We start from the raw sequence: 20,231 nt of genomic DNA, 5'->3' as shown, positions 1-20,231 counted from the left end.
GGGTTGCCTTCATGGCGAAAAAGCATGTTGCGGTGCTGATGGGCGGATTTTCATCGGAGCGTCCGGTGAGTCTCTCCTCGGGCAATGCCTGCGCCGATGCTTTGGAGGCCGAGGGCTATCCGGTCACTCGCGTTGACGTGACCCGGGACATCGCCAGCGTGCTGGCTGAGCTGCGCCCCGATGTGGTGTTCAATGCGCTGCATGGTCCTTTCGGCGAGGACGGTACGATCCAGGGCATCCTCGAATATCTGGAAATTCCCTATACCCATTCCGGCGTGCTTGCGTCGGCGCTGGCCATGGACAAGGAACAGGCGAAGACCATCGCCAAGGCTGCTGGTGTTCCCGTGGCCGAAGCCAGGGTGATGAACCGCTTCGATTTCACCGCGAAACATCCGATGAAGCCGCCCTATGTGGTCAAGCCCGTCAATGAGGGGTCGAGCTTCGGTGTCGTCATCGTCAAGGAGGATCAGTCGCATCCGCCGCAGGTGATCACCTCGGCGGAATGGAAATATGGCAACACCGTCATGGTCGAACGCTACATCCATGGGCGCGAACTGACATGCGCCGTGATGGGCGATGTGGCCATCGGGGTGTGTGAAATCATTCCCGTGGGTCATCAGTTCTACGATTATGATTCAAAATATGTTGCAGGCGGATCAAATCATGTGTGTCCGGCTAAAATTTCACTAAAAATTTACCAAAAAATACAAACACTAGCACTCAAGGCGCATCAGGCAATTGGATGTAAAGGGATTAGCCGGTCGGACTTCCGTTACGACGACCGTTTTTCCGAAGATGGCGAACTGATTTGGCTGGAGATAAACACCCAGCCGGGCATGACTCCAACATCTCTTGTACCTGATATCGCCAAAGCCGCGGGGCATACCTTCGGTGAATTGTTGAGTTGGATGGTGGAGGACGCATCGTGTTTGCGTTGAAGGGCAAAAAAGTGCACCCCCGGGGTGTGGCGCCAGTGTCTTCGGACAGGATGGCGGCTTTTGGCCGTTTCCGCTTCGTCCTGCCGAAATTCCTGCGCAAGCCTGTGCGCGTCTTCACCCGCATGGTCGAAGGGGAGGTTCATATCCCCAACCATACGGGAACCCTCGGCGCTGTCGTCTTTCTGGCTTTGACCGGCGCTTACGGTGCCATTCTTGGCGGCCATGCTCCCGAGGTGGTCAAGGTAACGACATCGACCTTCGGTTTTGCCATCGAAGACGTGAAGGTGGTCGGCAACAAGGAAACCTCCGAGATCGACGTGCTCGGCGCGCTGGGCCTCGATGGCGAGACCTCGCTGGTCGGCCTGAGTGCCGCCGATGCGCAGAAGGCCGTGGCAACGCTGCCGTGGGTTGAATCCGTCGATGTGTTCAAGGTCTATCCGAACACGATCCAGATTTCGATTCACGAGCGCTCTGCCCTGGCTGTCTGGCAGAACGGCGATGATCTCTCGATCATCGACGAGGATGGCCGCGTGATCGTTCCCTATTCGTCCGGCCGCCATTCGGCGCTGCCGCTGATCATGGGCGCGGGTGCCGACAAGCAGGCGAAAATGCTGTTCGCGCAGATTGCCGCGTTTCCGGATGTCGTATCGCAGGTCCGTGCCTATGCCCGCATCGGCGACCGGCGCTGGGATCTGATCCTGAAGAACGGCGTGACGGTGATGCTGCCGGAATTCCGTATCGATCAGGCACTGGCCGATATCGTGAAGATGGACCGGAAGGACGGGCTGTTGTCCCGGGCGATCGCGTCGGTCGATATGCGGCTTGCCGACCGGGTTGTTTTGAAGCTGACGCCAGATGCGATGGTGCAGCGCGTAGAGTTTTTGAAGGCGCGAGACAAGGCGCCTAAGCGTTCGGAGAAGCGTATATGAGTATTCTGAACGGAAAGAGCACGTCGACTGGAGCTGCTTCCGCAAAACGGACGCGGTCTTTGACGGTTCTTGATATCGGTTCAAGCAAGGTGTGCTGCATCATCGCCCGGCTGCGTCCGCGCGAGGAAAGCGCGCATCTGCCCGGCCGTACCCATCGCATCGAGGTGCTCGGCATCGGCCATCAGAAATCGCGCGGCATCAAATCAGGCGTCATCGTCAATCTCGACGCGGCCGAGCAGGCCATCCGCCTGGCGGTCGATGCGGCCGAGCGCATGGCTGGCCTCACCGTCGATTCGATGATCGTCAACATTTCCGCCGGACGCCTGAAGAGCGAAAGCTTTTCCGCCAGCATCAATCTGGGCGGTCATGAAGTCGACCAGTCCGATATCCGCCGCGTGCTGGCCGCCGGTGCCAAGCAGGCGCTGGCAACGGAGCGTCACCTCGTGCATTCGCTGCCCATCGGTTATGCGCTTGATGGCGAGAAGGGTATCCGCGACCCGCTTGGGATGATCGGCGATACGCTTGGGGTCGAGATGCATGTGCTGACCGCCGATGCGGCGCCGCTGCGCAACCTCGAACTCTGCGTCAACCGCTGCCACCTTTCGGTCGAGGCGATGATTGCAACACCCTATGCCAGCGGCCTTTCGGCGCTCGTCGACGACGAAGCGGAAATGGGCGCGGCCTGCATCGATATGGGCGGCGGCACCACCACCATTTCCGTGTTCTCCGAAGGCAAGTTCATCCATGCGGATGCCATCGCCATCGGCGGCAATCACGTGACGATGGATGTGGCGCGCGGTCTTTCCGCCCATATGGACGATGCGGAACGGCTGAAGGTCATGCACGGTTCGGCCCTGCCGAGCGCTGCCGATGACCGGGATCTCATCAGCGTCTCGCCGCTCGGCAATGACGGCCGCGACGTTCCCAACCAATATCCGCGCGCGGTGCTGACACGCATCATCCGGGCGCGCGTTGAAGAAACACTGGAATTGGCACGCGACCGCCTCAATCAGTCCGGCTACGGCCAGATTGTCGGCAAGCGTGTTGTCCTGACAGGCGGGGCCAGCCAGTTGGCGGGTTTGCCTGAAGTGGCGCGCCGTATTCTGGCCCGCAACGTACGTATTGGCCGTCCTCTGGGTGTAACGGGGCTTCCCGAAGCAGCCAAGGGGCCAGCTTTCTCCGCAGCGGTGGGTCTGTTGATCTATCCGCAGGTGGCAGGAATTGAGGAGCGTTCTGTAAAGGCCGGTTCATCATCGCTGATGACGGGTACGGGTGGGCGTTTTCAGCGTATCGGCCAGTGGCTGAAAGAGAGTTTTTGATCAATCCGGGGAAACCCAAAAGAGATACCGCGGCGGCGAAGCGGTAAAGGAAAAAGGAACAAACAAATGAGCATCAATCTGCAAAAGCCGGACATTACCGAGCTTAAGCCCCGGATCACCGTGTTTGGTGTTGGCGGTGGCGGTGGCAACGCGGTCAATAACATGATCAATGCCGGTTTGCGCGGTGTTGAGTTTGTTGTGGCCAATACGGATGCGCAGGCCCTGTCGCAGTCGAAGGCTGAACGTCTCATTCAGCTCGGTGCTGCAGTGACCGAAGGTCTGGGCGCCGGTTCGCAGCCGGAAGTCGGCCGCGCCGCCGCTGAAGAATGCATCGATGAAATCAACGATCACCTGCAGGGCACGCACATGTGCTTCGTGACGGCCGGCATGGGTGGCGGTACCGGTACCGGCGCTGCGCCCGTTGTTGCCCGCGCCGCCCGCGAAAAAGGCATCCTGACCGTGGGTGTCGTCACCAAGCCTTTCCATTTCGAAGGTCAGCGCCGCATGCGCACCGCCGATATGGGCATCGAGGACCTGCAGAAGAATGTCGACACACTGATCGTCATTCCGAACCAGAACCTCTTCCGCATCGCCAATGACAAGACGACCTTTGCCGATGCCTTCGCCATGGCCGACCAGGTTCTCTACTCCGGTGTTGCCTGCATCACCGACCTGATGGTCAAGGAAGGCCTGATCAACCTCGACTTCGCCGACGTGCGTTCGGTGATGCGCGAGATGGGCAAGGCGATGATGGGTACGGGCGAAGCATCCGGCGATGGCCGCGCCATGGCCGCTGCCGAAGCTGCCATTGCCAACCCGCTGCTCGACGAAACCTCGATGCGCGGCGCCAAGGGCCTGCTGATCTCGATCACCGGCGGCCGTGACATGACGCTGTTCGAAGTCGACGAAGCGGCAACGCGCATTCGCGAAGAAGTCGACCAGGATGCCAACATCATCCTCGGCGCGACCTTCGACGAAAGCCTCGAAGGCATCATCCGCGTTTCGGTCGTGGCAACGGGTATCGACAAGCAGCTGGGAGAGTCGGCCCCTGCGCCGATCGAATTTCGCCAGCCGATGAAGCCGATTGCCAAGCCGGTCCAGCAGCCGGCCGCCCGGGTCGAGACTGTTGCGCCGCGCCCTGTCGTGCAGCAGCCGGCTGCCCGCCTTGCCGATCCGGTCGCCGACGCCATCCGCGCCGCCGAAATGGAAATGCCGCAGCGCGCACCGCAGCCGGCCGAACAGGAATTCCGTCCGCAGAGCCGCATTTTCCAGGCACCTGCGCCGGAAGTGTTCGACGCACCGGTTGCCGCAGCACCGCAGCAGCCTGTCCACCAGCCGGCGCCGCAGCCGCAGGTTCAGATGCAGGCGGCGCCCGTCGCACAGCCCGCACCGGCACCGCGCATGCCAAACGTGTCCGACTTCCCGCCGGTTGTTCAGGCGGAACTCAATGCCCGCGACCATGGCCGCGACCAGGCATCCTATGACAGCCACGAAGACCGTGGCCCGATGGGTCTGCTGAAGCGCCTGACCGCCGGCCTGACCCGCCGCGAAGACGACACCGCACGGCTTGAACCGGCACAGCCGCGCGAACCGGCCATGCGTCCGGCAGAGCCGCGCCGCCCGTTGTCGCAGGATGCATCGATCTATGCCCCGCGCCGCGGACAGCTGGACGAACAGGGCCGTGTTCAGCCCCAGTCGCGCCAGTCGTCGGAAGATGATCAGCTGGAAATCCCGGCATTCCTGCGCCGCCAGGCCAACTGATCCGATCACGTATTGTTAAGAAATATGAAACCCGCCATTGTCTCAATGGCGGGTTTTTTCATTCAAACTATTGAAAAACCTCGAAAACGACCTAGTTCTTGTCCGTGCAGGACCGTTGCGGGACTGCTGAAACCGTGATTTTGCCTGACGCCGCGTCAATTGTATCGTCCCGCGCAAAATAGCTGCGGTTCACCTTGATTCTGGCAGAACGGCACAGATTGATTTTACGATGATATGGGCAGAGCAGGGCATGGGGTCTCAGTTGCGCGACTATCAAACGACCATTGCAGAGCGGGTATCGCTGTCCGGCGTTGGCGTCCACAGCGGCGCACCCGTCACGATGACCTTCGTGCCGTCCGCCGCCGATACGGGCATCGTCTTTCACCGGCGGGATGGCGAAGGGCGCAGCCATGCCATCAAGGCGCTGGTCTCGGAAGTCGGCACGACGGATCTCAGCACCACGCTGGGCAAGCGGAGCGGCGCGACCGTCAGCACCGTTGAACATGTGATGGCCGCGATATCCGGGGCAGGGATCGACAATCTGATCATCGAGATCGACGCGCCGGAAGTGCCGATCGTCGACGGCACATCGGCCGCCTTCCTCGTGGCCTTCGATGAGGCGGGGCTGGTCCAGCAGACAGCCCGGCGGCGCTATATCCGCGTGCTCAAGCCGTCACGCATCGAGGCCGGTGCCTCCTGGGCGGAGTTCGTCCCCCATGGCGGCACACGCTACGAGGTGGAGATCGATTTCGACACGCCCGTCATCGGCAGGCAGATCTTTGCCGCGGATATGAGCGAGGCGGTGTTCCGCGACGAGATTGCGTCCGCCCGCACCTTCGGGTTCATGCGCGATGTGGAAAAGCTCTGGGCTGCCGGGCTGGCACTCGGTTCGTCACTGGATAATTCGCTTGTCATCGGCGATGACCATACGGTCATCAATCCCGGCGGCCTGCGCTTTCCCGATGAGTTCGTGCGCCACAAGACATTGGATGCCGTTGGTGATCTTGCCCTGGCAGGGGCGCCGTTCATCGGCTGCTTCCGTTCCTATCGCGGCGGCCACCGCCTGAACGCCATGGCGCTGCGGGCACTGCTGTCCGATCACTCTGCGTTCGAGATTGTCGAAACGGCGGGCATCCCGGGGCGCGGGGCGTCCCTCGTCGCTGTCCATGCACCGGTGTTTGCACCCTGGGCTGTCTAGCCAATCTTGCAATTGATGTCATGCGTGGTTCGACAAGCTCACCATGAGGGGTTTGGGTGGGCTGCAATGCCAATCGCCGAGGTGGCAGAAGTATAGCTCCCTGCAATCCCCATCCTCCCTCATGGTGAGCTTGTCGAACCTCGCACCACCCGTTCAATCCCTCTAAGCGGCCTTTGCTCCCACACGCACTGACTCGTGCAATGCCTGCAGGATGATCGATGCCAGCCGGGCCGTAACCGGCGACGGTTCCGCATCGGCCCGGTACAGATCCAATCCCAGATTTGGCAGCAGGGGCAGTCCGTTTGCTCCAGGCCGTATCGCCTGCACCGTTCCCGGCAAGCCGATCGGCGTGCGGATGGTGAGGCCGAGCCCCGCCGCCGTTGCGGCCCACAGGCCGCCCAGGCTTGGACTGATGAACGCCAGGCGCCAGGCGATGCCGGCGCGATCCAGCGCGTTGATGGCGGCGGTGCGCAACAGGCACGGCGCTTCAAGGGCGGCCAGCGGCAGGGGTTCGTTGCCAGACTTCTGCCAGATCATGTCGGGATTGATGGAGCCGACCCAGCACATGGGAACCTCCATGACGCGTTCGCTGTTGGACAGCGGTGCGCTGTTGTTCCAGGCCAGCGCGAGATCGAGGCGGCCGGATGCGACGCGCTCGAGCAGCTCCGCATTGCGGGCCACCCGCGCTTCGATGCGCACCTTGGGATGGGCCCGCGCAAACTGCCCGAGAATATTGGGCAGCAGGGTTTCGCCGAAATCCTCCTGCAGGCCGAGCCGTACCCAGCCTTCCAGTTCGATGCCGTGAATGGCGCTCGCCGCTTCGTCGTTGAGGTCGAGCAGGCGCCTTGCATAGGCGAGCATCGTCTCGCCCGCGTCGGTCAGAGCAAGGCCGCGTCCGGATTTCTGGAATATCGGCGTTCCCGCCTGCTGCTCCAGCTTTTTCAGCTGGGCGCTGACCGCCGAGGTCGACCGGCCGAGCCTGTCGGCTGCCTTGGCAAAACTGCCAAGGTCGACGCCCGTCGTGAAGGTTCGCAGAACATCCAGGTCGAATATGGTCCGGCGCATATTTATCGTCCAGTTTTTCAGGATCATTGATCCATATATTTCTGATTATCAGGATGATTGTGCGATGCTAGAACCATTCCGTCAAGTTCAATTGCGCTTCACACCATGTGCCGGGGCGCCAGACAAAGAGGATCGTTCCATGCCGTTCGCCCGTATTTCCCTCATGCAGGGCAAGTCTGATGATTATCTGAAAGCCGTGTCGGACAGCCTGTATCAGGCGATGATCGAGACGTTCAATGTTCCGCAGAACGATCTTTTCCAGGTCATCCACCAGCACCGCCCGAACGAGTTCATTTTCGACCGCCATTATCTCGGCGGCCCGCGCTCCGAAGATTTCATCATCTTTGCCATCGCCATCGGCAAACCGCGCGATACGGCGACGAAGAAGGCGTTCTACGAGCGGCTTGTCGAGAAGCTTGCGGTTTCTCCTGGCGTGCGCCCCGAGGATGTCATGATCATCATCAGCACGTCCTCGCGTGATGAATGGTCCTTCAGCAGTGGCGGCATGCAGATGCTCGACGTCGCCTGACCCGGCTTTTCTCAGTACAGGAAATCAGTCCATGAACGACATACCCACGAAACTAAAGGCCTGTCCGGCGGAAATGACGATACGGCGGGCAGGGACGGCAATCGGACGTGCGCCGGAGGGCATATCCTCCGCGCCGTTCTGGGCGGAAATGCTTTTGGAAAGCGAAAGCGAAGGTGAGAACACGGTGATGCGTGCCACCGTCGACCCATCGGTCATCACCCATTGGCACACCCATCCGCGCGGACAGTTTCTCTATGTCCTGTCCGGCGTCGGCCTTGCCCAGAGGGACGGCGGACCGGTTGAAGAACTGCGGGCCGGGGATTGCGTCTGGTTCGCTCCGGATGAACGCCATTGGCACGGCGCCAGCGCTGACAGCGCGTTCTCCTATGTCAGTATTCAGGCCGTGCAAGACGGCAAGTCGGTGCATTGGCTTGAACCCGTCATTCGACAAGGAGAACGATCATGATTGCGATGCAGTACAGTTTCACCCTGCCTGCCGATTATGACATGGGGATCATCGACCGGCGGATCGCCGAGAAGGGGCATCTGCTCGACAACTATCCGCATCTGCGCTTCAAGGCCTATCTGTCGGCCCGCCGCACGGATGCAACCCGTAGCCGTGACAACCTCTATGCGCCGTTTTATCTGTGGGACGATGTGGAGGGCTTGAACAATTTTCTCGGCGGGGACGGGTTTGCCGGCGTGTCGGGCGCGTTCGGCCGGCCGCAGGTAAAGTCCTGGTTTGTCTGGCAGGCCTTCGTGTCGCCCGACGTGTCGCAGGTGGCGTTTGCGACGCGGGAGATTGTGCCGGTCGACGCTTCAACGCCCCTGGGCGAAAGACGCAAACAGGAAAGCGGGCGGGTGCTGCGGGATGGCGAAGACAACGCTATTCTTGCATCCGTGGCGGGTTTCGAGCCGACCACATGGACGGTGGTGCGTTTCCGGCTGTGGGCTGCGGCGCAGCCGGAACAGGCCGATGAGGCGACCCGGATTTACCGGGTAGGGCATATGTCGCTGCCGAAATAAGGGAATATGTTCTTTTCTCAACTCATTTCTGCCTCCGCCACAAATTTGGACGAATAGATGGCAATAAGATTGCTGATTCTGTTGGCTTGTGGTTTAAGAACGCGCAACTGACAGTGAGTTTGACAGTATCTAGAGCATGATGCGCAAACGTGATATCGGATTTGCGCAGAATGCTCTAATTTCTTGAATGGGGCCTAAGACAGAATGGCGAGTTGCAGAATGTCGATGAGTGCAGGGTTTGGCAGCAAGGCCCGGTTGGCCCTTCTTATGGCGTCCGTTGCCGGTGCAACAGCCATTTCCGGTTGTGCTTCGAATGACAAGGATCTCGACCTGTCGGCCTATGTCGACACAATCGAGCCTGCTGATGTGCTCTACAACCAGGCTCTCGCCAATCTGAATGCCGGGCGCCTCGACGAGGCCGCCAAGAAGTTCGATGCCGTCGACCGCCAGCATCCCTATTCCGAATTCGCCCGCAAGGCGCTGGTGATGGGGGCTTTCGCCAATTACCGTGCCGGCAAGTATGACGACTCGCTCGCCATGACCAAGCGCTACATCGCGCTGTATCCGACGCAGCCGGAAGCCGCCTACGCCTATTACATCACCGGCCTGTGCTATTACCGCCAGATCCCGGACGTGACGCGCGAACAGACCATGACACGCCGCTCCATCACGGCGTTCAATGAAGTCGTCGAGCGTTTCCCGCAGTCGGAATATGTCGACGATTCCAAGGAAAAGATCCGTTTCGGCCGCGACCAGCTCGCCGGCAAGGAAATGCAGGTCGGCCGCTATTATCTGGAACGCAAGGAATATCTGGCGTCGATCAAGCGCTTCCGCGGCGTTGTCGAGCAGTATTCCAACACCCGCCATGTCGAAGAAGCACTGGCACGCCTGACCGAAGCCTATTATGCGCTGGGTCTGACCAGCGAGGCGCAGTCGGCCGCAGCGGTGCTCGGACAGAACTACCCGGACAGCCAGTGGTACAAGGACAGCTACAAGCTGCTGCAGAGCGGCGGTCTGGAGCCGCGCCAGAATGCCGGTTCCTGGCTGTCACAGGCTGCCCAGACGATCGTGGGCAGCAAGAAAAATGGCGCCTGATCCACTATTAACCTGAGCGATTCATGCTTTCGCACCTGTCGATCCGCGATATTGTTCTGATTGAACGGCTCGACATTGAGTTTCGCGATGGCTTGTCGGTACTCACCGGCGAGACCGGTGCCGGAAAATCCATCCTCCTCGATGCCTTGTCGCTCGCCCTCGGCGCGCGCGGCGATGCCTCGCTGGTGCGCCACGGCGCGGAGCAGGGGCAGGTAACGGCCGTGTTCGACGTGGCCGGTGCCCATCCCGCCCGCGAACTCCTGCGCGACAACGACATCAGCGATGACGGCGACATCATCCTGCGCCGCGTGCAGACATCGGATGGCCGCAGCCGCGTCTTCATCAACGATCAGGCCGCAAGCGTCACGCTGTTGAAGGAGCTCGGCCGGAGGCTGGTCGAAATCCACGGCCAGCACGATGACCGCGCACTGATCGATATCGATATTCACCGTACACTGCTCGACGCTTTCGGTTCGCTGGAAACCAAGGCGGCAACGGTCCGCTCATTGCACAAGACCTGGCGGGATGCGGAAAACACGCTGGTGCGGCACCGCGCCAAGGTTGAGGCGGCGACGCGCGAGGCGGATTATCTGCGGGCCTCCGTCGACGAACTGACAAAGCTCGATCCGGAGCCGCTGGAAGAAGAGGCGCTGGCCACCCGGCGCACCGAAATGATGCGCTCGGAAAAGATCGCTGGCGATGTCAACGATGCCAACGAGGTGCTGTCGGGCTCGGGTTCCCCGGTGCCGTCGCTGGCGAGCTTGGTGCGGCGGCTGGAGCGCAAGGTGCCGGAAGCGCCACAGTTGCTGGAGCCGGTGGTCAAGGCCATCGACGAGGCGCTCAACGCCCTGACGGAAGCGCAGAACGGCATTGAACAGGCCATCCGTGCCATTGATTTCGATCCGCGTGTTCTCGAGCAGACCGAAGAGCGGCTTTTCGCCCTGCGCGGTGCCGCACGCAAATATTCCGTACCGGTGGATGATCTCGCCGGCCTGCGCGACAAGATGGATGCGGATCTCGCGGATATCGATGCGGGCGCCGAGCGGCTCGGCGCGCTGGAAAAGGAAGCTGTCGCGGCGCGGGCCGCCTATGACGAAGCGGCGGCGATGCTGTCACGGGAGCGGCACGAAACCGCCGGTCACCTCAAGGCAGCCGTCATGGCCGAGCTTCCGGCGCTGAAGCTGGAGCGGGCCGAATTCATCGTCGAGATGGCGGCGGACCCGGAAAACCGCCTGCCCGAGGGCATCGATACGGTCGAATACTGGGTGCGGACCAATCCCGGCACCCGGGCGGGGCCGATGATGAAGGTGGCGTCGGGCGGCGAGCTGTCGCGCTTCCTGCTGGCGTTGAAGGTGGCGCTGGCGGACCGCGGTTCGGCGCCGACACTGGTGTTCGACGAAATCGACACGGGCGTTGGCGGTGCCGTGGCCGATGCCATCGGCCAGCGCCTGCGCCGCCTGTCGGACCGGGTGCAGGTGCTGTCGGTCACCCATGCGCCGCAGGTGGCGGCACGGGCGCAGACACATTTTCTCATCGCCAAATCCGCCAGGGGCGATGACCGTGTTGCCACGTCCATCCATGCGATGGAAACGGGCGACCGCCAGGAAGAAATTGCCCGGATGCTGGCCGGTGCCAGCGTCACGGACGAAGCACGTGCCGCCGCGGTGCGGCTTCTGCGTGAGAACAGCGCCGCTGCCTCCTGAGCGGGTTGCACGCCTGCGCTGCGTGGTTCGACAAGCTCACCATGAGGGAACTTGGCGTCCTGCAGAATACAAACCTCCCTCATGGTGAGCTTGTCGAACCACGCACCATCTTCATGCAGAGCGGGTTGTGGCAGGAGCTGACTGCAACCTGCGGATCCCGCCGATTTTGAACGGTGCATTTGCGCGCCGCTTCAGTTAATCTCCCGCCGAATCCGTATTTTCAGCGTCGGACAGGCCATGGCAGACATTCCCGTAGAAGAATTGAGCGAAGCAGAAGCGGCAGAGGAACTCGGCCGTCTGGCGGCGGAGATTGCCCAGCACGACTACCGCTACAACACGGAAGATGCGCCGACGATATCCGACGGCGAATATGACGCCCTGCGGCGGCGGAACCTTGCCATCGAGCAGCGTTTCCCGCACCTGAAGCGCGAGGATTCTCCCTCGAACAAGGTGGGCGCGACGGTCTCGGAAAAATTCGGCAAGGTCACGCATTCCATCCCGATGCTGTCGCTGGACAATGCCTTTTCCGATCAGGACGTGCAGGATTTTGTCGACCGCATCCGCCGCTTCCTCAAGCTGGGCGCCAGCGCGCCGGTTGAAATCACCGCCGAACCGAAGATCGACGGGCTGTCCCTGTCGCTGCGCTACGAGATGGGCCGCCTGGTCACCGCCGCCACCCGCGGCGACGGCACGACGGGTGAAAACGTCACGCTCAACGCGCGTACTGTCGCGAGCATTCCGAATGTATTGAACGGCAATCCACCCGAGGTGCTGGAGGTGCGCGGCGAAGTCTATATGAGCCATGCGGATTTTGCCGCGCTGAACGAGCGCCAGACGCAGGATGGCAAGCCGGTCTTCGCCAATCCGCGCAATGCTGCAGCCGGGTCGCTGCGCCAGCTCGACGCGACGATCACCGCATCGCGGCCGCTGCAGTTTTTCGCCTATGCCTGGGGCGAGGTCAGCGCCATGCCTGCGGCAACGCAGATGGGCATGGTGGAGGCGTTCAAGTCCTACGGTTTCCGCGTCAATCCGCTGATGCAGAAGTTCGAGACGGTGGATGGCCTGGTCAGGCATTATCACCAGATCGAGGAACAGCGCGCGACGCTGGGCTATGATATTGACGGTGTTGTCTACAAGGTCGACGATCTTGCTTTGCAGCAGCGGCTGGGCTTTGTCTCCCGCAGCCCGCGCTGGGCCATTGCCCACAAATTCCCGGCGGAACAGGCGATCACCATCCTGCGGGGCATCGACATTCAGGTCGGGCGGACAGGCGCACTGACCCCTGTCGCCCGGCTTGAACCGGTGACGGTCGGCGGAGTCGTCGTCACCAATGTGACCCTGCACAACGAGGACTACATCAAAGGCATCGGCCAGAACGGCCAGCCGGTCCGCGAGGGGCGGGACCTGCGCGTCGGCGATACCGTCGTGGTGCAGCGGGCGGGCGACGTCATCCCGCAGATCGTCGATATCGTCGCGGACAAGCCGCGCGGCCCGTCCGCCTATACCTTCCCGGATACCTGCCCGGCCTGCGGCTCGCATGCGGTGCGCGAGGAGGGGGAAGTGGTGCGGCGCTGCACAGGCGGGCTGATCTGCCCGGCGCAGGCGGTGGAGCGCATCCGGCATTTCGTCTCGCGAAATGCCTTCGACATCGAGGGGCTTGGCGAAAAGCAGGTCGAGTTCTTCTTCAAATCCGACGATCCGGCCCTGCATATCGGCACGCCTGCGGATATTTTCACGCTGAAGAAAAGGCAGGCGGCATCGCTGGCCAAGCTGGAAAACATCGACGGTTTCGGCGCTGTCTCCGTCAAGAAACTCTATGACGCGATCGATGACCGGCGGCAGGTGGCGCTGAGCCGCTTCATCTATGGTCTGGGCATTCGCCATGTCGGCGAGGTCAATGCCAAGCGGCTTGCCAAGGCCTATCGCTCCTACGCGGCGCTGGCAGCGGTTGCGCAGGCGGCGACCCTGCCGGCGGACAAGTCCGACAAGGGCAACGACGCCTGGCGCGAGCTCAATGATGTCGAGGGCATCGGCAGCATCGTGGCCGAAGCACTGGTCGATTTCTATGCGGAAGAGCACAACCGGACGGCGCTGGCTGCCCTGCTTGATGAAGTCACGCCGCTGGACGAAGAGGTGCGCACCGTCAGCAATTCGCCGGTTGTCGGCAAGACCATCGTCTTCACCGGTTCGCTGGAGCGCATGTCGCGCGACGAGGCGAAAGCCATGGCCGAACGCTACGGCGCCAAGACGGCCGGGTCCGTCTCGAAAAAGACCGATCTGGTGGTGGCCGGGCCGGGGGCCGGTTCCAAGCTGACGCAGGCACAGTCCCTTGGCATCGAAGTCATCGATGAAGATGCCTGGTTTACCCTGGTGGGCGCATGAGCGAGACGGTTTTCAAGGGGTTTGGCGACAAGGCGCTGCCTTTCCTCAAGGCGCTGGATTTTCACCAGAACCGGGAATGGTTCGTTGAGAACAAGGATCTGTTCGAAGCCCACCTGCACGAGCCGCTGGGCGACCTTATCGATGATCTGATCGCCCGGTTTGAAAAGGCCGGATTGCCGTTCAAGGGTGACCGCAAGAAATCGCAGTTCCGCATCAAGCGGGACACGCGCTTTGCCAAGGACAAGAGCCCCTACAACCGGCATCTCTCGGCACTGCTTTCGCCCGATGGCAGCAAATGGGCCGAATCGGGCTGTTTCTATGTCTGCGTCGGTCTGGAGGACTACAAGGGCTGCTACGCCGCCGTCGCGTGGTGGCAGCAGAAGCCGGAGCTTCTCGCAGCGATGCGCAAGGCCATCGTCGACAAGCCGGAGAACTACCGCGCCATGGTGGCCGCGTTGAAAAAGGGCGGCCTGACCTTAAGCGATTACGACCGCCTGAAGCGCACGCCGCGCGGCTTCGAAACGGTGACCGATCCCGACCTCGTCGAAGCCCTGCGCAACCGGCATTTCGTCGTGCGCCATCCCATTGATCCGGATGGCATTACGTCGCCGGCGCTTGCCGACGAACTCTTCGACTTTGCATTGAAGGCCAAGCCGCTCATCGACTGGGGAAAAAAGATCGAGGGAACGCTGGTTTCCTGATGTGCCGACGGGACAAATGTGGTGCTGCGGCAACACCGTTCCGGCCAATAAATCGGCCCGAAATAATCGGTGTATTTAATATTGACTTTTATAGTCATGTTTTTGTACTGAACAAATGTACAGCGTGAATACACGCAGATAATTTCCGCTCAGCAAGCCATGAACACGGCGCGGTCTTCGCGCTCAACGTTAAGCCAGCCAAGCATTCTTTCGGGGGTTTGGATATGGTTTTGACACGGAACATGCTTGCGCGCCTGATGTGCGGTAGCGCGGGTACCCTGCTGGTTGTGGGGTTGGGCACGGGCGCAGCGTTTGCCCAAAGCGCACCGGCAACGGGCGAAACAATCGAGCTGGCGCCGATTGTGCTCAAGCGCAATCAGAGCGGCACGGAGGCGACGCCGCTGACGGCGACGACCGAGCGGGAAACCATCCAGCAACGGATGGTCGATAATTTCCAGGATCTGGGGCGCCGGGTCGATGCGGGCGTCAATTTCAACTCCACCTCGAAGAGCATCAATCTGCGTGGTCTCGACCAGGACCGGGTGCTGACCACGATCGATGGCATCCGCGTGCCGTGGATTTCCGATCCGCGCGGAACGCAGGGCGGTCTCGACGGTTTTGATTTCGACGGGCTCTCCAAGATTGACATCACCAAGGGCGCCGACTCAAGCCGCTACGGTTCGGGCGCGCTGGGCGGGGTGGTCCAGATGCGCACGCTCGACCCGTCCGATGTCATCAGCGATGGGCGCAACTGGGGCGTTCTGACCAAAGGCACCTATGACAGCGGCGATCGCAGCTGGCGCACCAATGCGGCGGTGGCAGCCCGTGCGAGCAACACGGAATTCCTCGTGCAGGGCGGGTATCGCCAGGGCCACGAGAAGGATACCCCCGGTGATATCGGCGGTTATGGCACTGGACGGACCGAGGCCAATCCGCTCGATTACGATCAGGGCAATGTGCTGGTAAAACTCTACCAGAATGTCGAGGGCGGCCATCGTTTCGGCCTGACCGGCGAAATCTTCAAAAAGGATTCCGATTCGGACAATTTCATCGGAACAACCTCGGCCTATGTGCCCGACAGCTTCAAGTCCGGCGAGAATTATGAACGCAAGCGCATTTCCGGCAGCTACGACTACATCGCCCCGGACAAGGGCGGCTGGGTGGATGAGGCGCACGCCGTTGCCTACTGGACGCAGCAGACCCTGACTAATACGACCGATGCCATCCGCCTGCCGGATGCCAGGGCGCGGATCATTCGCGGCGACCCGTTCCGCTATGGCTTCCCCTCGGGCGTGTACAAGCGCGACAACGAGCTGAACCTCGATGCCTATGGCTTTACCGGCTACGTGGTCAAGGAAGCCGAGATCGGCGACATCAGGCACAAGTTCCGCATCGGTACGGAAATCTACCGGCAGAACATGCATCAGTACGCGGCGGGCGTCGACAATTGCCCGAGTGTCAACTGGAGCAAGCTGCCCCAGCCCTTCGGCCCGCAGACCTGTCGCATGCTGCATGCCAACAGTTCCGACATGCCCGACGTGCAGTCGACCGGATTCGGCATCTATGCCGAGGATGATATCGAGCTTCTGAACGGCCGTCTGACCCTGACGCCGGGCGGGCGTTTCGACTGGTACGAGCACAATCCGCAGTCGACCGCAGCCTATGAGCATGGCCCCAACTTCAACGGGACATTGCCTGCATCCAACAGCGACTCGCGCTTTACGCCGAAGCTGCGGGCGACCTATCACGCCACCAGCGAGCTGGATTTCTATGTGCAGTGGGCCCAAGGCTTCCGCGCGCCGTCCGCGCAGGAACTGTTCCAGAACTACGGCGCGCCCGGTTCCTATGCCCGTGTCGGCAATCCCGGCCTGAAGGCTGAGACCAGCAACGGTTTCGAGGTTGGCGCCAAGTATGAGAGCGACAGATATGCGCTGTCGGCCAGCGTCTTCAACAATTACTACCGCAACTTCATCGACACTGTGACCATTGCACCGCCCGGCGGCGAGTATCCGGTTGGCGGCATCACCGGTTATGCCAATCTCAATCGCGTGCAGATCTACGGTGCCGAACTCAATGGCCGCGTCAATTTCGCCGAGAACTGGGTGACATGGGCATCGGTTGCCGTTTCGCAGGGCGAGAACACCGAAACCCAGGAATATCTCAACTCCATCCCGCCGATCCGCGCGATTGTCGGCCTCGGCTATAACGCTGACAGCTGGGGTGCCGATGTGTCGCTGACGATGGCCGCAGCGCGCGACAAGGTCAGCGGCGGCGGTTTCGTTGCTCCCGGCTATGGCATCGTCGATACGACAGCCTATTGGGAGCCGAAGTTTGCCAAGGGCATGAAGCTCCAGGCCGGCGTCTTCAATGTCTTCGACAAGAAATACTGGAATGCCACGGATGTCCCGAACGATATCAATCTCGCGGTGGCCGACCGCTACGCCGAAGTTGGCCGCAGCTTCCGCATTTCGCTGACCCAGAAGTTCTGAGTTCAGCCGATTGCCGGGTCTGGTGTGCGTGTCGAACCACGCACACCATCGACGCAGTTGGCCAGGCCGTTCGACGCTGCAGCAACATTGATGATAGCGATCAACAATTCTCACGTGACAGGCTGGCCAACCTGCCTTAGACCACGCTCATCATGAGCGAACAAACATATCAAGACGAAACCACCGTTGCGCGGCGGGCAGGCTTTGGCGTGGAATTCTGGCAGGGGTTCCGTCGCGGGCTTCCCGTGATGATTGCCTCGGCGCCTTTCGGCCTGCTGTTCGGCGCGCTTGCCATCGATAACGGCTTTACCGTGTTCGAAGCGGTGCTGATGAGCGCGGCGATTTTTGGCGGTGCGAGCCAGATGGTCGGCATCGAGCTGTTCGGCCACAATATTCCGGCCTGGCTGATCGTCTTTTCCATCTTCGCGGTCAATTTCCGCCACGTGCTGTATTCGGCTGCCGTCGGCCGCCGCATCGGCCACTTCACCATTCCCGAAAGCCTGCTGAGCTATTTCCTGCTGACCGATCCGCAATATGCCGAGACCGAAAAGCGGGCGGAGTCAGGCGTACGCGTCACCTTTGCCTGGTATCTGGGCGTGGCGACGCCGATCTATGTGATGTGGGTGGTGGAAGCGTGGATCGGCGGGCTCTTCGGCAATCTGATCAAGGATCCGCATGCGCTGGGGATCGACATGCTGCTGCCGATCTATTTCCTCGGCCTGGTCATGGGTTTCCGCAAACGCTCCAACTGGGCGCCCATCGTCATTGCCAGCGGCATCGCATCGATTGTCGCGGCCAAGACCATCGGCTCGCCCTGGCATGTCAGCATCGGCGCGCTCGCCGGTATCCTGACCGCCGTGATCGTGGCAAAGCCGGATAAAACTGCGGGGGAGAACTGAGATGTCGACGATCTTCTGGATTATTCTCGCCGGTGCCGTGCTGACGTTCCTGACCCGCATCGGCGGTCATCTCGTCCTGTCGCGCTTCGACCGCGTGCATCCGCGCGTCGAAGTGGCGCTCAATGCCGTGCCCGCCGCGGTTCTGACGACGCTGGTGGCGCCCGCCATCGCCACGGCGGACTGGCGCGGCGTCGTCGCGCTGGTGTTCGCCGGGCTGGTTTCCCTGCGGTTCAATGCGCTGACGATGTTTCTCGCCGGCGCAGCCATGATCATCCTGCTGCGCCAGCTCCCCGTATAAGTTATCCGAGCGGTTCGGTTGCCTTGATCAGCCAGTCGCGGTCAGCAGCAACGGTGTGCGGCAGCAGAACCTCGCGCACCTGTGCGTGATAGGAATCGAGCCATACCAGTTCTTCGCGGATCAGCAGGCTGGTATCGATCAGGCGCTTGTCGATCGGGCAGAACGTGATCGTTTCGAAACCCATCATCGGGATATCGCCGCCCTCGGGCACGACAGGTTCCGTGACAATGAGCAGGTTTTCCGTGCGGATGCCGTAGCCGCCGGGCTTGTAGTAGCCGGGTTCGTTGGACAGGATCATGCCCGGCAGCAGTTCGTGCGTGCCACGCTTGGAAATGCTCTGCGGACCCTCATGCACCGACAGGAACGAGCCGACCCCATGGCCGGTGCCGTGGCCGTAATCATAGCCCTGCTTCCACAGGGCGATGCGGGCGAGCACGTCGATGTCCATGCCGCGCGTGCCCTTGGGGAAGCGCGCGGTGGTGATGGCGATGACGCCTTTGAGCACCAGCGTGAACTTGCGTTTCATATCCTCGGTCGGTTTTCCGACGGGGAGGGTGCGGGTGATATCGGTCGTGCCGTCGCGGTACTGGCCGCCGCTGTCGATCAGATAGAGCTCGCCCTCCTGCAACTTGCGGTTTGACTGGGTATTGACGCGGTAATGGGCAAAAGCGCCATTCGGCCCCGCGCCGGAAATGCTGTCGAAGGAGAGGTTTTCCAGCGGCATCTGGAACCCTTCGGCCACGCTGCGGCGGGTTTCCTCCAGCTTCTTCGCCGCATCGATCTCGTCGATGGTGCCGGGTGCCTGCGCGTCGACCCAGGCCAGGAACGACACCATGGCAATGCCGTCGCGCTCATGCGCTTTGCGTGCGCCAGCCAGTTCAGCGGTGTTTTTCAGGGCGCGGGGCAGGCGGGCGGGATCCGTACCTTCGACAATCCTGCCACCGGCATGGTCGACCACGAGCCGCAGTTTTTCCGCCGCGAGCGCCGGGTCGAGCATCACGGCCTTGCCCTGTGCGCCGAGGCTGGCGACGTCCGCTTCAAGCGCCGATGGCGGGCGCAGCGTTGAGAGCTGGGTCAGGTAAGCCTCCGTCTCGATGGGCAGCTTGCGCTTGTCGATGAAGAGCAGCGGTTCGCCGGACACCGGGATGATGGCGAAGGACAGGGGCAGCGGCGTGTTGCTGACGTCGTTGCCGCGGATGTTGAATGCCCAGGCGATGGAGGAGGGATCGGTCAGGACGGTTGCGTCAGCCTTGGCCTTTTCCACCGCTTCGGCCAGTTCCTTCAGCTTGTCGCTGGCGAGTTTCCCGGCATATTTTTCCGGCTGGATGGTCACGGCTTCGAGCGGCGGGGCAGGCTGGTTTTCCCAGACCAGATCGACCAGATTGTGCCCGACCGCCACCAGCGTGCCGCCATTGGCTTCGAGCGCTTCGCGCAGCGCCTTGGTTTCGGCAATGGTGTGCAGCCACGGGTCGAAGCCGATGGTCAGTTTGCGGCCGCTGTTGCGCAACCAGACCGGTGGCGGGGTTTCCACCAGGCTTTCCACGCTGAAAACTGCCGGGTCGGTCTGCTCGGCGGCCTGCAGGGTGTAGCGGCCGTCGACAAAGAGATGCGCCTGTTTCCTGAGGACAAGCACGACACCGGCAGAGCCGGTGAAGCCGGTCAGCCAGGCCAGGCGCTGGGCGCGCGGCGGTACATATTCGCCCTGGTGTTCGTCGGCACGGGGAACCAGAAAACCGTCAAGACCGAGGGATTCGAGTTCGGCGCGCAGCTTGGCGACGCGCGGGGCGCCGGTGGCCGGATTGCTGACGACCTCAAACGACTGGAACATGGTGATGCAAACCTCTGCTGTTGGGTGATGGAACCTATCTTTCGATCACGGCGGAGGCAATGGAGGCGCGC

General features: G+C 61.6%; 17 protein-coding genes. 15 read left to right on the top strand and 2 right to left on the bottom strand.

What is annotated here, in order from left to right:
* The first annotated feature begins 11 nt into the window (after positions 1-11).
* The 5 genes from AC1Q5O_RS09485 to lpxC all read left to right on the top strand — a co-directional run bounded on the left by AC1Q5O_RS09485 (position 12) and on the right by lpxC (position 6,145).
* Positions 12-938 (top strand): D-alanine--D-alanine ligase, encoded by a 927-nt coding sequence (locus tag AC1Q5O_RS09485; RefSeq protein ID WP_492562581.1) that lies wholly within the window; start codon positions 12-14, stop codon positions 936-938.
* Positions 926-1,867, top strand: a complete 942-nt coding sequence (locus tag AC1Q5O_RS09480; protein WP_472460746.1) for a cell division protein FtsQ/DivIB — start codon at positions 926-928, stop codon at positions 1,865-1,867. Before AC1Q5O_RS09485 ends, AC1Q5O_RS09480 begins: the two co-directional genes overlap by 13 nt.
* Entirely contained in the window at positions 1,864-3,186 is a 1,323-nt protein-coding gene (gene ftsA, locus AC1Q5O_RS09475) for a cell division protein FtsA (protein WP_182549367.1), read from the top strand. Before AC1Q5O_RS09480 ends, ftsA begins: the two co-directional genes overlap by 4 nt.
* Positions 3,187-3,252: 66 nt before the next feature.
* The gene (ftsZ, locus tag AC1Q5O_RS09470; protein ID WP_223612736.1) at positions 3,253-4,947 is read left to right on the top strand and encodes a cell division protein FtsZ; all 1,695 of its coding nucleotides are present in this window, start codon (positions 3,253-3,255) and stop codon (positions 4,945-4,947) included.
* Positions 4,948-5,197: 250 nt separating this feature from the next.
* Positions 5,198-6,145 carry a UDP-3-O-acyl-N-acetylglucosamine deacetylase gene (gene lpxC, locus AC1Q5O_RS09465; protein WP_492562578.1) on the top strand — a complete coding sequence of 316 codons (948 nt, stop codon included), beginning with the start codon at positions 5,198-5,200 and terminating at the stop codon, positions 6,143-6,145.
* A gap of 162 nt (positions 6,146-6,307) precedes the next feature.
* Here the strand turns inward: lpxC and AC1Q5O_RS09460 are convergent, their stop codons facing one another.
* Complete coding sequence (locus tag AC1Q5O_RS09460; RefSeq protein WP_492562577.1) at positions 6,308-7,210, bottom strand: LysR substrate-binding domain-containing protein; 903 nt, start codon at positions 7,208-7,210, stop codon at positions 6,308-6,310.
* 139 nt (positions 7,211-7,349) lie between these two features.
* On the opposite strand from AC1Q5O_RS09460, the gene AC1Q5O_RS09455 reads away from it, so the two are divergent.
* The 10 genes from AC1Q5O_RS09455 to AC1Q5O_RS09410 all read left to right on the top strand — a co-directional run bounded on the left by AC1Q5O_RS09455 (position 7,350) and on the right by AC1Q5O_RS09410 (position 18,332).
* Positions 7,350-7,739, top strand: coding sequence for a tautomerase family protein (locus AC1Q5O_RS09455; RefSeq protein ID WP_492562575.1), 390 nt, complete (start codon positions 7,350-7,352; stop codon positions 7,737-7,739).
* A gap of 31 nt (positions 7,740-7,770) precedes the next feature.
* A complete protein-coding gene (locus tag AC1Q5O_RS09450) occupies positions 7,771-8,205 on the top strand; it encodes a cupin domain-containing protein (RefSeq protein ID WP_492562573.1) in 435 nt (144 codons plus the stop codon).
* Complete coding sequence (locus tag AC1Q5O_RS09445) at positions 8,202-8,765, top strand: DUF4865 family protein (protein ID WP_492562571.1); 564 nt, start codon at positions 8,202-8,204, stop codon at positions 8,763-8,765. Before AC1Q5O_RS09450 ends, AC1Q5O_RS09445 begins: the two co-directional genes overlap by 4 nt.
* Before the next feature lie 225 nt (positions 8,766-8,990).
* The gene (locus tag AC1Q5O_RS09440) at positions 8,991-9,860 is read left to right on the top strand and encodes an outer membrane protein assembly factor BamD (RefSeq protein WP_223612741.1); all 870 of its coding nucleotides are present in this window, start codon (positions 8,991-8,993) and stop codon (positions 9,858-9,860) included.
* 23 nt (positions 9,861-9,883) lie between these two features.
* A complete protein-coding gene (recN, locus tag AC1Q5O_RS09435; RefSeq protein ID WP_492562569.1) occupies positions 9,884-11,563 on the top strand; it encodes a DNA repair protein RecN in 1,680 nt (559 codons plus the stop codon).
* A 237-nt stretch (positions 11,564-11,800) separates the two neighbouring features.
* Positions 11,801-13,945 carry an NAD-dependent DNA ligase LigA gene (ligA, locus tag AC1Q5O_RS09430; protein WP_492562568.1) on the top strand — a complete coding sequence of 715 codons (2,145 nt, stop codon included), beginning with the start codon at positions 11,801-11,803 and terminating at the stop codon, positions 13,943-13,945.
* A complete protein-coding gene (locus AC1Q5O_RS09425; RefSeq protein ID WP_492562567.1) occupies positions 13,942-14,646 on the top strand; it encodes a DUF2461 domain-containing protein in 705 nt (234 codons plus the stop codon). Before ligA ends, AC1Q5O_RS09425 begins: the two co-directional genes overlap by 4 nt.
* Before the next feature lie 224 nt (positions 14,647-14,870).
* The gene (locus AC1Q5O_RS09420) at positions 14,871-17,135 is read left to right on the top strand and encodes a TonB-dependent hemoglobin/transferrin/lactoferrin family receptor (RefSeq protein WP_492562565.1); all 2,265 of its coding nucleotides are present in this window, start codon (positions 14,871-14,873) and stop codon (positions 17,133-17,135) included.
* A gap of 152 nt (positions 17,136-17,287) precedes the next feature.
* Positions 17,288-18,034 (top strand): AzlC family ABC transporter permease, encoded by a 747-nt coding sequence (locus tag AC1Q5O_RS09415; protein ID WP_403176869.1) that lies wholly within the window; start codon positions 17,288-17,290, stop codon positions 18,032-18,034.
* Between the two features lies 1 nt (position 18,035).
* Positions 18,036-18,332: an AzlD family protein gene (locus AC1Q5O_RS09410; RefSeq protein WP_130270011.1), complete on the top strand. Its 297-nt coding sequence runs from the start codon at positions 18,036-18,038 to the stop codon at positions 18,330-18,332.
* Between the two features lies 1 nt (position 18,333).
* Here the strand turns inward: AC1Q5O_RS09410 and AC1Q5O_RS09405 are convergent, their stop codons facing one another.
* The gene (locus tag AC1Q5O_RS09405; protein WP_492562560.1) at positions 18,334-20,160 is read right to left on the bottom strand and encodes an aminopeptidase P family protein; all 1,827 of its coding nucleotides are present in this window, start codon (positions 20,158-20,160) and stop codon (positions 18,334-18,336) included.
* Positions 20,161-20,231: the final 71 nt, after the last annotated feature.

It is taken from the genome of Phyllobacterium sp. MT110, from assembly GCF_058792715.1.
The sequence above is the reverse complement of the archived record's forward strand: the minus strand, read 5'-3'. Positions and strand labels throughout refer to the sequence as shown.

What these genes read in the sequence shown, in the direction of transcription:
- AC1Q5O_RS09485 (WP_492562581.1), top strand. Translation starts at nt 12, where the DNA reads ATGGCGAAAAAGCATGTTGCGGTGCTGATGGGCGGATTTTCATCGGAG.
- ftsA (WP_182549367.1), top strand. Translation starts at nt 1,864, where the DNA reads ATGAGTATTCTGAACGGAAAGAGCACGTCGACTGGAGCTGCTTCCGCA.
- ftsZ (WP_223612736.1), top strand. Translation starts at nt 3,253, where the DNA reads ATGAGCATCAATCTGCAAAAGCCGGACATTACCGAGCTTAAGCCCCGG.
- lpxC (WP_492562578.1), top strand. Translation starts at nt 5,198, where the DNA reads ATGGGGTCTCAGTTGCGCGACTATCAAACGACCATTGCAGAGCGGGTA.
- AC1Q5O_RS09460 (WP_492562577.1), bottom strand. Translation starts at nt 7,210, where the DNA reads ATGCGCCGGACCATATTCGACCTGGATGTTCTGCGAACCTTCACGACG.
- AC1Q5O_RS09455 (WP_492562575.1), top strand. Translation starts at nt 7,350, where the DNA reads ATGCCGTTCGCCCGTATTTCCCTCATGCAGGGCAAGTCTGATGATTAT.
- AC1Q5O_RS09450 (WP_492562573.1), top strand. Translation starts at nt 7,771, where the DNA reads ATGAACGACATACCCACGAAACTAAAGGCCTGTCCGGCGGAAATGACG.
- AC1Q5O_RS09445 (WP_492562571.1), top strand. Translation starts at nt 8,202, where the DNA reads ATGATTGCGATGCAGTACAGTTTCACCCTGCCTGCCGATTATGACATG.
- AC1Q5O_RS09440 (WP_223612741.1), top strand. Translation starts at nt 8,991, where the DNA reads ATGAGTGCAGGGTTTGGCAGCAAGGCCCGGTTGGCCCTTCTTATGGCG.
- recN (WP_492562569.1), top strand. Translation starts at nt 9,884, where the DNA reads ATGCTTTCGCACCTGTCGATCCGCGATATTGTTCTGATTGAACGGCTC.
- ligA (WP_492562568.1), top strand. Translation starts at nt 11,801, where the DNA reads ATGGCAGACATTCCCGTAGAAGAATTGAGCGAAGCAGAAGCGGCAGAG.
- AC1Q5O_RS09425 (WP_492562567.1), top strand. Translation starts at nt 13,942, where the DNA reads ATGAGCGAGACGGTTTTCAAGGGGTTTGGCGACAAGGCGCTGCCTTTC.
- AC1Q5O_RS09420 (WP_492562565.1), top strand. Translation starts at nt 14,871, where the DNA reads ATGGTTTTGACACGGAACATGCTTGCGCGCCTGATGTGCGGTAGCGCG.
- AC1Q5O_RS09415 (WP_403176869.1), top strand. Translation starts at nt 17,288, where the DNA reads ATGAGCGAACAAACATATCAAGACGAAACCACCGTTGCGCGGCGGGCA.
- AC1Q5O_RS09410 (WP_130270011.1), top strand. Translation starts at nt 18,036, where the DNA reads ATGTCGACGATCTTCTGGATTATTCTCGCCGGTGCCGTGCTGACGTTC.
- AC1Q5O_RS09405 (WP_492562560.1), bottom strand. Translation starts at nt 20,160, where the DNA reads ATGTTCCAGTCGTTTGAGGTCGTCAGCAATCCGGCCACCGGCGCCCCG.